The sequence below is a fragment of the Pantoea sp. EKM101V genome, assembly GCF_011800325.1.
Taxonomy (GTDB): domain Bacteria; phylum Pseudomonadota; class Gammaproteobacteria; order Enterobacterales; family Enterobacteriaceae; genus Pantoea; species Pantoea anthophila.
This window is the reverse complement of the sequence record NZ_JAALFP010000007.1, coordinates 93,754-106,091: the sequence shown is the minus strand read 5'-3', so window position 1 is coordinate 106,091 and position 12,338 is coordinate 93,754. Positions and strand designations below refer to the sequence as shown.

Sequence of the window (12,338 nt, the reverse complement as noted above, 5' to 3'; positions counted from 1 at the left end):
GCGCATCCTGCCAGCGTGGAAATAAATCAGCCTAAGGTCGGCATACTGAATTCAGACACGGTCTGCTGACCGGATGGCCAGCGCACGGTGGCGGTTTTCATGCGGGTGTAGAAGCGCACGCCATCCGGCCCGTGCACGTTGAGCGCGCCAAACACCGAGCGCTTCCAGCCGCCAAAGCTGTGGAATGCCATCGGCACCGGAACCGGCACGTTGACGCCCACCATGCCCGCTTCAACGTTCTGCACAAAATCTCGCGCGGTGTGACCGTTGCTGGTGAAAATGGCGCTGCCGTTGCCAAACTCATGGCTGTTAACCAGCTGCAGCGCACTGTCGTAATCCGCTGCGCGCATGATGCTCAGCACCGGACCAAAAATCTCTTCACGCCAGATCACCATGTCAGAGGTGACGTTATCAAACAGCGTGCCGCCGACGTAGTATCCCTCAGCATGCCCTTCGACCTGGACATGACGCCCATCGACCACCAGCTTCGCGCCTTCCTGTTCGCCTTTGTCGATGTAGCCCAGCACCTTCTTCTGGTGCGCCGCTGAAACCACCGGCCCCATCTCATTCTCCAGAGCCCCCTGATTCATACCGGGGCCGATGCGCAGTGCCTGCACCAGCGGGGTCAGGCGGGCAATCAGCTTGTCGGCGGTATCATCGCCCACGGCGACCACGACCGGCAGCGCCATGCAGCGTTCACCGGCAGAACCAAAGGCACCGCCCATGATGGCGTTGACGGTGGCATCCAGATCGGCATCCGGCATCACGATAGCGTGGTTCTTCGCCGCGCCAAACGCCTGCACCCGTTTGCCATGCGCGCTGGCAGTTTTGTAGATGTGCTCAGCCACGCCGGAGGAACCGACAAAGCTGACGGCGGCGATACGCGGATCTTTGTAGAGCTGCTCCGCGTCTTCATTTGAGCTGTGCACCACGTTGAAGACCCCATCAGGCAGGCCCGCCTCGGTCAGCAGTTCAGCCATCCGCACAGACGCCGAGGGGTCCAGTGCCGGTGGCTTGAGAACAAAGGTGTTGCCGCAGGCCAGGGCGATCGGGAACATCCAGAGCGGCACCATCGCCGGGAAGTTAAACGGCGTAATGCCCGCCACGACGCCGACCGGCTGCATCAGCGAATAGCTGTCAACGCCGCCGCCGACGTTAGGGGAGTATTCGCCTTTCAGCAGGTGCGGGATGCCGCAGGCAAACTCGATCACTTCAATGCCACGCGTCAGTTCACCCAGCGCATCAGACCAGACTTTGCCATGCTCAGACACAATCAGCGCCGCCAGCTCGTCCCGATGCTGCTCCATCAGGGCCTTAAAATTGAACAGGACACGGGCACGGCGCAGGGGCGAGGTTTTCGACCATTCGGCAAAGGCCGCATGCGCGACGCCAATCGCCTGAGCCACTTCATCGGCGGTACTCTGCGTCAGTTCACGTACCACTTTGCCGGTTGCCGGGTCGTAAACAGGAATGGTTTCGTTGCTGGCGCTGAACGTAATTTTGCCGCCAATAAAGTTACCTGTGATTGTCATGATGTTGCCTCTTTAGATGGTTAAGTTCCCTGCAGACGAACCATGCGACCTGCCGCGCTGCCTGACCAGGCAAAGCTGAAAGCGTGCTATGAAGCTATTGCATTGGAATAAATTTTTCAAATAATTCTTTTTGGAAGATTTGCTTTTAGCGGCACAGATCGCATTTTCTCCGTCGGCTTGAGCCTGGCGCGCTCCTGACCTCCGGAGAGCGCCCGTGGCAACAATCCTTAGCCCGGCAGGCGTGGTTTAAGACGATCACGACGCGGTTCTCTGCGGGAGAGCCTCCGCAAGGCAGCACCCGGCTGAAACGAAATATGAAATTAATGCGAGACAGATCCAATAATCTCCATTTCATAATTCACTATTAATGAAATAAATGTTTTCTTTAGTCGTAATCTTCTTCTGTTTCGGGGTAATCACATGGCTATCGATCCGACCCGTTTCTGTATCAACCGCAAAATTGCTCCCCGGCTCTCGCTGGAGGCCTTTTTTCAGCTGGTTCATCGCCTGGGGCTGAGCAAGGTTGAGTTGCGTAATGACATGCCGGGTGGCAGCGTGACAGACGATCTGACGCCCGACCAGCTGCGCGCCCTGACCGACAGATATCAGATTGATATCGTCACCATTAATGCGCTCTATCCGTTTAACCGTATTGATGACGATCTGCTGACCCGCGCAGAGCTGTTGCTGCAGACCGCACAGCAGACGGGTGCGAAGGCGCTGGTGATGTGTCCACTGAATGAGGGGATTGCCCTGTCGCCTCAGGAGACGCAGGCGGCGATGCAGCAGCTGGCGCCGCGCTTTGAACACTATGGCATTCAGGGGCTGGTGGAGCCGCTGGGATTCCCGGTCAGCTCACTGCGCTCGGCCGCAGAGGCGCAGCGACTCATCGCCGCCGCAGGCGTACCCTTTAAGCTGGTGCTGGATACCTTCCATCACCATCTCTATGAAAAGGCGGAAGAGGAGTTCCTCACGGGTGTCGACGTGCAACAGATTGGGCTGGTGCACCTGTCGGGCGTGGAAGATCGGCGGCCCACCGCTGAGCTGACCGATGAGGAGCGCATTATGCTGAGTGACAGCGATGTGCTGAACAGCGTCGTGCAGGTTAAACGGCTGGAGATGCTGGGCTATAAGGGGATCTACGCCTTTGAGCCCTTCTCAAGCCAGCTCAACAGCTGGACACCGGATGAAACGGAACGGCAGATCCGCCACAGCATTGAACTGCTGCAGGTCTGAACCCGGTGTTGGCAGGCGCTGAAAAGATGGCTGGCCCGCCCGGGCGCGTTTTACGGCGCAGTCTCGTCGGCTGCCGGTGACAGCGCCTGACGCCGTTGCAGGCGCAGCGTGCAGACAAAAGCAACGCAGACCAGCAGCGCCGTGAGCAGATACACCTGCGACACGCCTGCATAGTTCATGATAAATCCGGCGATCGGCCCGGTAATGCCCAGCGACAGATCCATAAACGCGGTGTAAGTCGCCAGCGCACTGCCCTGATTCTGCTGCGGCACCACCTTCACCGCGACGACTCCCAGCGCCGGGAAGACCAGCGAAAAACCGGCGCCGGTCAGAAACGCGCCCGCTTTTGCCATCCAGGGGTCGCCCGCCGCCGCGACCAGAAAGAGTCCGGCAGCTTCCGCCGCCAGACAGAGGCTGGCAACGCGCAGGCCGCCGCGGCGGTTAATCGCGTTCGGGAACAGCAGGCGCGTGCCAACAAAGGCGGCACTGAACAGGGAGAGGGCAAAGGCGGCACCTTCCCAGCCTTTATCCTGATAGAACAGCGTAATAAAGGTGGCGATGACCCCGAACCCCGCCGAGCCCATCGCCAGTATCGCGCCAAAGCCGGCAATTTTTCCCAGCACCGCACGAAACGGCAGCGGCCTGGCCCGGCTGGCTTTGACGGCCGGACGCGGCACGGCGCAGACAATGCCCGCCACGCAGATAGCGACAATGACCAGCGACAGCCAGAGCAGGCCACCCGCCCGGAAGATCACCACGCCGAGCGGCGCGCCAATCGCCATCGCGCCATAGGTAACGATGCCATTCCAGGAGATGACCCGGCCAATATGCAGCGAACCGACCCGCGCAACGCCCCATAACGAGGTGCCGGTGCCGGTAAAGCTCTGGCCCAGACCCAGAATCACCCGCCCCACACAGAGCAGCGTCAGGCTTGTCATCGGCGAGTCGCTCAGCGCCGCCAGCAGAATACAGAGACCGCTGATCAGGCAGCCCACCAGCCCGATCACCACGACCTTCTTAGGTCCCCAGAGGTCGGCGTAACGCCCGGCGTGGGGGCGACTCAGCAGCGTCGCCACATACTGCAGGCTGATCACCACACCCGCCCAGAAGGCGCTGAATCCCAGCTGCTCATGTACCCATCCCGGCAGAACCGCCAGCGGCAGACCGATAGTGAGATAGCTGGCAAAGTTATAGGCCACAATAGAGAGGATCAGCAGCGTGAGACGGAGGTTGCCGGTTGGGGTGGCCGGTTCCACTGTAGGCTGTTCAGGCATGAGAGATCCCGCTCGTATTAGGCTGAATGATAAGGTTTATCCGTCGACTATACCCGCTTTCACCGCTGACGTATCGGCGCTGCGCCGTCAACCGGATGCAGCGTGCCGGACAAAAACCCTGCCGCGAAAGTGGAGTGTGGTGGCGCTGATTAAGACGCCCTTCTGCCGCCGCGCTTTACCGTTTCTCTGATAAATCAGATTGTTAATTTTCTTTCAGCTACACTGTCAACAGCCAATTTACGTCACGGGAGAGGGAATGAGCGAGCTGCAACGGGAAAAGATCGGACAAAATATTCTGATCAAACTGGCAATGCTGGTCATTATCCTCGCCGGGGTGCGGGCAGCGTCCGACATTCTGGTCCCGCTGCTGCTGGCGGCTTTCTTTGCCATTGTACTCAACCCGCTGGTGACGATGCTGATGCGGCGTGGCTTCCGCCGCGGGCTGGCGATCGGGCTGGTGATCACGGTGATCTTCTGCGTCATGGTGCTGCTGGGCGCCATCATCGCCAGCTCAATGAGCGAGTTTTCCGATCTCTACCCGCAGCTGCGCGCCACCATGGAGCAGAAAATGACGGTGCTGCAGCATCTGGCCGCAGGCTTTCATCTCAACATCTCAACCGACGTCCTGATCAAACATTTCGACCCCAACACCATGATGAATCTGGCCACAGTGGCGCTGAGCGGCTTTTCCGGCGCGATGACTAACACCGTGCTGCTGGTGCTGACCGTCGTCTTTATGCTGTTTGAGGTCCATCACCTGCCCTACAAAATGCGTAACGCGCTGGTGAATCCTAAGATTCGCATCGCCGGGCTGCACAAAGCGCTGAAAGGGGTGACCCACTATCTGGCGCTGAAAACCCTGGTGAGCCTGATCACCGGCGTGGCGGTCTGGCTGACGCTCTTTCTGCTGGATGTGAAGTTCGCGCTGCTGTGGGGTGTGGTGGCGTTTATCCTCAACTTCATTCCCAACATCGGCCCGATCATTGCCGGTATCCCGCCCTTTCTGCAGGCGCTGCTGCTGAACAGCCTGTTTGATGCTGCGATGGTGGCCGCCCTGTTTACGGCCATTCATATGGTGTTTGGCAATATGCTGGAACCGCGCCTGATGGGCCGGGGTCTGGGCCTGTCGACGCTGGTGGTGTTCCTCTCCCTGGTCTTCTGGGGCTGGCTGCTGGGCCCGGTTGGCATGCTGCTGTCGGTGCCGCTTACCAGCATCACGAAAATCCTGATGGAAACCACCCCCGGCGGCAGCCGTCTGGCCATTCTGCTGGGCACCGGGCGACCTAAACGGGTGCGGGGCTTAACCAAGTAAGCGCTGCTGGACGTGCCGCAGATGGTTCTCCATGGCCTGACGGGCAGCCGCCTCATCCCCCGCCACGATCGCGCTGGCAATCTGCTGATGGTCAGCGTTCATCTCCAGCGCAAAGCTGTTATCAGCAAAATGGCGCTCCAGCCGCTCGACATGGGGGCTGTGGCGCTTGTTCCAGAGCTGTTCCAGCAGGTCGCGCAGCACATCATTGCCACTCATCTCGCTGATCAGCAGGTGGAAACGTTTGTCCTTAGCCAGAAAGGCGGCATCGTTTTCCTGATGCTGCTGCAGCTCAGCGGCCAGCGCCAGCAGGGCCGCCCGCTGTTCCGGCGTGCCGTTTCGGGCGGCAAATCCCGCCAGCATCCCTTCGAAGGCTTCACGGGCCTGCAACAGATCCTGCAGACTGCAGGCCTCACTCTCCTGCGTGTCCCCGGCCTGCGGCAGCGGCTGGGCGACAAACACCCCGGTGCCGGTGCGGATATCGACCCAGCCGGTCATCTCCAGCGCAATCAGCGCTTCACGCACGGATGATCGGCTGACGCCCAGCTGTTTTGCCAGCTCGCGCTCCGGCGGCAGCAGCCCGCCAGCGACAAAGTCACCACGCGTGATACCGGCCATAATGGCGTTGGCTATCTGACGGTAGAGCCGCTCCGTTTTAATGGCTGCCAGGGTCATTGTCCTCTCCTCCTGTCCTGCTCAATCGGCCCGCTGGCCGATGCAGTTTATGATGCTGCGATCCGGATCACGGCCTTGTTTTGCACACTATCATACTCTTGGTCCAGCGGCCTGACCACTGGGCCACATCACAGTTAAGGAGCAAACATGGAACATACCTGGCGATGGTACGGCCCGAACGATCCGGTTTCACTGGATGATGCGCGTCAGGCAGGCGCGACCGGCATCGTTACCGCACTGCATCACATTCCCAACGGCGAGATCTGGCCGGTTGAGGAGATCAAAGCCCGGCAGGCCCTGCTGGCGGAAAAAGGGCTGGTCTGGTCAGTCGTGGAGAGCATTCCGGTTCATGAAGCGATTAAAACCCAGCGCGGCGACTACCTGCGCTATATCGCCAATTATCAGCAGTCGATCCGCAATCTGGCCGCCTGCGGCATTGATACCGTCTGCTATAACTTCATGCCGGTGCTGGACTGGACGCGGACCGACCTCGCCTGGACGCTGCCCGACGGCGCTAAGGCGCTGCGCTTCGATGCCGACGCGTTCGCCGCGTTTGAACTCTGCCTGTTAAAACGTCCGGGTGCAGAGCAGGACTACAGCGCGGCCGAGCAGCAGGCGGCCAGAGCGCGCTTTGCCGCGATGAGCGAGGAAGAGAAAAACACGCTGGTGCGCAATATCATCGCGGGCCTGCCCGGCGCCGAAGAGGGGTACACGCTGGAGCAGTTTCAGGCGCAGCTGGCGCAGTATGACGGCATCGACAAAGCAAAACTGCGTGAACATATGGCGACCTTCCTGCGCGCCATCGTGCCGGTGGCGGAAGAGGCTGGCGTAAAACTGGCGGTGCACCCGGACGATCCACCGCGTCCTATCCTGGGCCTGCCGCGCATTATCTCCACGCAGGAAGATATGCAGTGGCTGAAGGAAACCGTCGACAGCCTGCACAACGGATTCTGTTTCTGCACCGGCTCCTACGGTGTGCGGGCCGACAATGCGCTGGTTGAGATGGCGGAAACCTACGCCGACCGCATCAACTTTGTCCATCTGCGCGCCACGAAGCGTGAAGAGAATCCCGCCAGTTTCCATGAGGCGGCGCATCTGGCGGGGGATGTCGATATGGTGGGGGTGATCAGGGTCATTCTGGCCGAAGAGCAGCGCCGTCGTCGGGCGGGCAACCTGCGGGCCATTCCTATGCGCCCCGACCACGGCCATCAGATGCTGGATGACCTGCATAAACGCACCAACCCGGGCTATTCCGCCATTGGCCGCCTGAAAGGACTGGCTGAACTGCGCGGGGTGGAAGTGGCGCTGAAGCAGATCTTTTTTACTGACTAATTCTTCATTCACGCGCCCGCCCTGCGACCGTCCCGTGACGGCGCAGGGTCTTTCGCCCACCGCGGCGCATCGCCCGTTATCCCCCGCGTCCTGCCTGCTGAATTTGTGTCGCTGAATCGCAATAAAGACAAAACAAACGTCACATAAATGACACGCACTGTTCGATAATTGACCTGAGTCAGTCTGATTGATTGCAAAAACGCTAATCTGCTCCGCCCGGAGAGATGTTATTCTGCGCAGCGGATTAGCGCCTCCTGATAACACCAATAATATTCAGAGGATTTTGCGGTGCCGCTACTGAAACGAAAACGCGACTACGCCAGGCTGGTGATTATTATCTCCGGCCTGCTGCCTCTGGTTATTGGCCTGTTTTTTACCGCACTGGATGCGCGCCACACCGTTCATCAGCAGCAGATGAGCGCGGCAGAAACCCTGCTATCCCAGGCGGAGAGAATGAGCGACAGCGCCTGGAATATGATTACCGAGCTGCGCCAGTTTGATCAGGTGCCCTGCAGCCAGATTGAAAACCAGCTGCAGCGCATCGGCTCGCTTAATCCCTATTTTCGCGCTATCGGTAAAATGGAGCAGGGAAAAATTGCCTGTTCATCGGTGTATGGTTCACGTCCTGCCCCGCTGAAAGCGATGATCCTGCGTGATGCCCCCGTCACCGGCAAAGCCTGGTGGAGCCTGTCGATTGCCGGTACCGCCGGTGTGCCGACGCGTCCCGCCGTGATTTTTGTGCGCGACCTGCCCGACGGCGAAAGTTTCTGGGCGGTGATCGATGGACAGTATCTGATCGATTTTATGCGCGCCATCAGCAGCACCCATCGCTACCATTTCAGCATGGATTTCAGTGATGGTGCGCCCATCTCCTATGGCGATCCGCAAATCGCCGCCGACAGCTGGTTCAAACCGTCGATTTATCAGGCATCCTCCCAGCGCTATCCGCTGACGGTCACGCTGATAGCCTCGCCCACGGAGCTGATTTCGGCTTGGCGTCAGGTGATGTTTATCATTATGCCGATGGCGGCAATCTTCTCTATTCTGCTGATGATGATAATGGCGAACTGGCTGCAGCGACGTATTTCCTGGCGCGATGAGATCCGGCGCGCTATCGCCAGCGGCCAGTTCAGGGCGCACTATCAGCCGGTCTATGACAACCGGCTGCAGCGCTGCGTCGGTGTTGAGGCGCTGCTGCGCTGGACAACCCCGGACGGCAACGGCGTGCGGCCGGATATTTTTATCGGTGCCGCAGAAGCGGAAGGCATGATTGTGCCGCTGACCCGCCACCTGCTGGCGTTAGTCGCAGAGGATGTCCGGAGCTGGCAGGTAGAGCCCCATTTCCATCTGGGAATTAACGTGGCGGCGGAGCACCTGCAGCATCCTGACTTTGTCGACGATATGCTGCACTTTGCTGAACAGGTCAGGGATAAGCAGTTCCTGATTACGCTGGAGCTGACCGAGCGCAGCCTGATCAAAGAGGGCGCGGCGGTGGCACGCAAACTGGAACACCTGCGTCACTGCGGCATGAAAGTCGCGATTGACGATTTTGGCACGGGTCACTGTTCGCTGAGCTATTTACAGACCTTCACGCTGGATTATCTCAAGATTGATCGGGGCTTTATCAATACCATCGAGTCGCTTGAGGGCAGAACACCCGTTCTGGATGCCATTATCCAGCTCAGTCATGAGCTGGAGCTGGAAGTCCTGGGCGAAGGGGTCGAAACCGCCTTGCAGTTCCGTTATCTGCAACAGCGCGGCGTGGTCTTTATTCAGGGCTACTATTACGCGCGCCCGCTGGACAATGCGGGACTGATCGCCTGGCTGGCCGAACAGGGCGACCAGCCCGTGGAGCCGGACCTGGCCCTTACGACCTGACCGGCTACCGGCGTCTGACGACAGAACGCCGATAGCCGATTGGCCCGTCGCGATTATCTTTTTTGTCAGGGTCATCTTCTTCGCGCTCCCTCCCTCCTCCAGCCCGTCATTTCTCCCGTCCGGAAAAGCGTGAGGATCGCCGCTCAAGTGCTGAAAAAAGCGGCGATTGTCACGCAGAGTGATAATTTTTTTGCGGAGATAAATAGCCTTATCAGTGGCAAAAAGAGGCTACATGTAGCCCAAACATGACAGATATCACACAAAAACGGTATACTCTGTCGCTGTTCGCAATAATCACAACAGTAATTATTGTGTTAACGGGCGCTAAAACAGCGCGTATTTACGGCTATGCTTAAATTTCTCAACGTGGCGGTCTGTACGATTCATCCGGCTCGCGCCGTTGAGAACTTTCGTGTTCCATTACAGGGTAATTCTATGAAATTGCGTAGGAAGCGTGTAAAACCAATTGGGATCAATGATGTCACCATCATTGATGATGCCCGTTTACGTAAAGCCATCACGGCGGCCTCTCTGGGTAACGCGATGGAGTGGTTTGACTTCGGCGTTTACGGCTTTGTGGCCTATGCGCTGGGTAAAGTCTTCTTCCCGGATGCGTCGCCAGGCGTTCAGATGATCGCGGCGCTGGGTACCTTCTCTGTGCCCTTCCTGATCCGACCGCTGGGTGGTCTGTTCTTCGGTATGCTGGGCGACAAATATGGTCGTCAGAAAATTCTTTCCATCACCATTATCATCATGTCGGTCAGTACCTTCTGTATCGGCCTGATCCCCTCCTATGCCTCCATCGGCATCTGGGCGCCGATTCTGCTGCTGTTAGCGAAGATGGCACAGGGCTTCTCGGTGGGCGGTGAATATACCGGTGCCTCGATCTTCGTGGCCGAATATTCGCCTGACCGCAAACGCGGCTTCATGGGAAGCTGGCTCGACTTTGGCTCCATTGCCGGCTTTGTGCTGGGTGCGGGTCTGGTCGTGCTGATCTCTTCCATTATCGGGGAAGCGAACTTCCTTGAGTGGGGCTGGCGTCTGCCGTTCTTCGTTGCGCTGCCGCTGGGCATCATCGGTCTTTACCTGCGTCATGCGCTGGAAGAGACCCCGGCATTCCAGCAGCACGTGGACAAGCTGGAACAGGGTGACCGCGAAGGTCTGCAGGATGGCCCGAAAGTCTCCTTCAAAGAGATTGCGACCAAACACTGGCGCAGCCTGCTCTCCTGTATCGGTCTGGTCATCGCCACAAACGTCACCTACTACATGTTGCTGACGTACATGCCGAGCTACCTGTCGCATAACCTGCACTACAGCGAAGATCACGGTGTGATGATTATTATCGCCATCATGATCGGGATGCTGTTTGTTCAGCCGATGATCGGCATGATGAGTGACCGTTTTGGCCGCCGCCCGTTTGTTATCATCGGCAGTCTCGCCCTGATGGTCTTCTCGATCCCTGCCTTCATGATGATCAACAGTGGCGTGCTGGGCATGATTTTTGGTGGTCTGCTGCTGATGGCGGTGATCCTGAACTCCTTCACCGGTGTGATGGCTTCGTCACTGCCTGCCATGTTCCCGACCCACATCCGCTACAGTGCGCTGGCCAGTGCCTTTAACATCTCGGTACTGGTTGCCGGTCTGACCCCTACGCTGGCCGCCTGGCTGGTTGAGTCAACCGACAACCTCTACATGCCTGCCTACTATCTGATGGTCGTGGCCGTGATTGGTCTGATTACCGGTCTGTTCATGAAAGAGACCGCGAACAAGCCACTGAAAGGGGCAACACCGGCCGCGTCAGATATGGAAGAAGCGCGCGAGATTCTGCAGGAGCATCACGATAACATCGAGAATAAAATCGAAGATATCGACGCAGAGATCGCCCGTCTGGAAGCGAAACGTAAAAATCTGGTGCAGCAGCATCCGGATATCAACGAGTAATCGTTCTGCTCTCCCGCCGCCCGGCGGGAGAGCATTTTTCCCCCTCCCTACCGCACACAATCCTTCATGCCCTGCGGGCAAAGGGAGTAAACTGGCGTCACTTTTTTCACCTGCGTAAGAATGAAAATGTCTGATTATTCCCTTATCCAGCGCCCAAGAAGATTGCGCGCCAGCGCGTCAATGCGTGAAATGTTCCAGGAGTCATCCCTGAGCCTGAACGATCTGGCTCTGCCCATTTTTGTTGAAGAAGAGGTCGACGACTACAAACCGATTCAGGCGATGCCTGGCGTGATGCGTATTCCGGAAAAACGTCTCGCTTATGAGATTGAGCGTATCGCCAAAGCCGGTATCCGCTCGGTCATGACCTTTGGCATTTCGCACCACACCGATGCCACCGGCAGCGATGCGTGGAACGAAAACGGTCTGGTGGCTCGCATGTCGCGCATCTGCAAAGAGACCGTGCCGGAGATGATCGTCATGTCTGACACCTGCTTCTGCGAATACACCAGCCACGGCCACTGTGGCGTGCTCTGCGATCACGGTGTCGACAACGATGCCACCCTGGAAAACCTGGGTAAGCAGGCGGTCGTTGCTGCCGCAGCCGGAGCCGATTTTATCGCCCCGTCGGCGGCGATGGATGGGCAGGTTGAGGCGATTCGTCGCGCGCTGGACGCGGCGGGCTTCACTCAGACCGCAATCATGTCCTACTCCACCAAGTTTGCCTCCTCCTTCTACGGCCCGTTCCGTGAAGCCGCAGGCACGGCGCTGAAAGGCGATCGTAAAACGTATCAGATGAACCCGATGAACCGCCGTGAAGCGATTCGTGAATCACTGCTCGACGCGGCTCAGGGCGCAGATTCACTGATGGTGAAACCGGCAGGTGCCTATCTGGATATCCTGCGTGACATCCGTGAGCGCACCGAATTGCCTCTGGCGGCTTATCAGGTGAGTGGCGAATACGCGATGATCAAGTTTGCCGCAGCGGCCGGTGCCATTGACGAGCGTAACGTGGTGCTGGAAAGCCTCGGGGCGATCAAACGTGCCGGTGCAGACCTGATTTTCAGCTATTTCGCTCTTGATCTCGCCGAACAAAAGGTGCTCTGATCCCCTCCTCATAAAGAGCGTGATCGCGATGTCACGCTCTTCTTCTCCGCCAAAAGG

Annotated in this window: 9 protein-coding genes; 6 read left to right on the top strand and 3 right to left on the bottom strand. The window is 58.4% G+C overall.

The features are described 5' to 3' along the window. Nucleotides 1–26: 26 nt before the first annotated feature. A complete protein-coding gene (locus HFD92_RS12830; RefSeq protein ID WP_009087827.1) occupies nucleotides 27–1,532 on the bottom strand; it encodes a CoA-acylating methylmalonate-semialdehyde dehydrogenase in 1,506 nt (501 codons plus the stop codon). 420 nt (nucleotides 1,533–1,952) lie between these two features. On the opposite strand from HFD92_RS12830, the gene HFD92_RS12825 reads away from it, so the two are divergent. Then, nucleotides 1,953–2,768: a TIM barrel protein gene (locus HFD92_RS12825; protein ID WP_167429060.1), complete on the top strand. Its 816-nt coding sequence runs from the start codon at nucleotides 1,953–1,955 to the stop codon at nucleotides 2,766–2,768. A 50-nt stretch (nucleotides 2,769–2,818) separates the two neighbouring features. Here the strand turns inward: HFD92_RS12825 and HFD92_RS12820 are convergent, their stop codons facing one another. Further along, a complete protein-coding gene (locus tag HFD92_RS12820; protein WP_167429059.1) occupies nucleotides 2,819–4,042 on the bottom strand; it encodes an MFS transporter in 1,224 nt (407 codons plus the stop codon). Between the two features lie 256 nt (nucleotides 4,043–4,298). On the opposite strand from HFD92_RS12820, the gene HFD92_RS12815 reads away from it, so the two are divergent. Next, entirely contained in the window at nucleotides 4,299–5,354 is a 1,056-nt protein-coding gene (locus HFD92_RS12815; RefSeq protein WP_009087834.1) for an AI-2E family transporter, read from the top strand. Here the strand turns inward: HFD92_RS12815 and HFD92_RS12810 are convergent. After that, nucleotides 5,343–6,026 carry a FadR/GntR family transcriptional regulator gene (locus HFD92_RS12810; RefSeq protein ID WP_167429058.1) on the bottom strand — a complete coding sequence of 228 codons (684 nt, stop codon included), beginning with the start codon at nucleotides 6,024–6,026 and terminating at the stop codon, nucleotides 5,343–5,345. The genes HFD92_RS12815 and HFD92_RS12810 overlap by 12 nt on opposite strands. 147 nt (nucleotides 6,027–6,173) lie before the next feature. Here HFD92_RS12810 and uxuA point away from each other — a divergent pair, with 147 nt between their 5' ends. The 4 genes from uxuA to hemB all read left to right on the top strand — a co-directional run bounded on the left by uxuA (nucleotide 6,174) and on the right by hemB (nucleotide 12,281). Continuing rightward, on the top strand, nucleotides 6,174–7,358 hold the full coding sequence (gene uxuA, locus HFD92_RS12805; RefSeq protein WP_140925621.1) for a mannonate dehydratase: 1,185 nt from the start codon (nucleotides 6,174–6,176) through the stop codon (nucleotides 7,356–7,358). 288 nt (nucleotides 7,359–7,646) lie between these two features. Then, nucleotides 7,647–9,236 (top strand): EAL domain-containing protein, encoded by a 1,590-nt coding sequence (locus tag HFD92_RS12800; RefSeq protein WP_140925620.1) that lies wholly within the window; start codon nucleotides 7,647–7,649, stop codon nucleotides 9,234–9,236. A gap of 435 nt (nucleotides 9,237–9,671) precedes the next feature. Beyond that, complete coding sequence (gene proP / locus HFD92_RS12795; RefSeq protein ID WP_009087842.1) at nucleotides 9,672–11,177, top strand: glycine betaine/L-proline transporter ProP; 1,506 nt, start codon at nucleotides 9,672–9,674, stop codon at nucleotides 11,175–11,177. A 126-nt stretch (nucleotides 11,178–11,303) separates the two neighbouring features. After that, a complete protein-coding gene (gene hemB / locus HFD92_RS12790) occupies nucleotides 11,304–12,281 on the top strand; it encodes a porphobilinogen synthase (protein ID WP_009087843.1) in 978 nt (325 codons plus the stop codon). The last annotated feature ends 57 nt before the right edge of the window (nucleotides 12,282–12,338 follow it).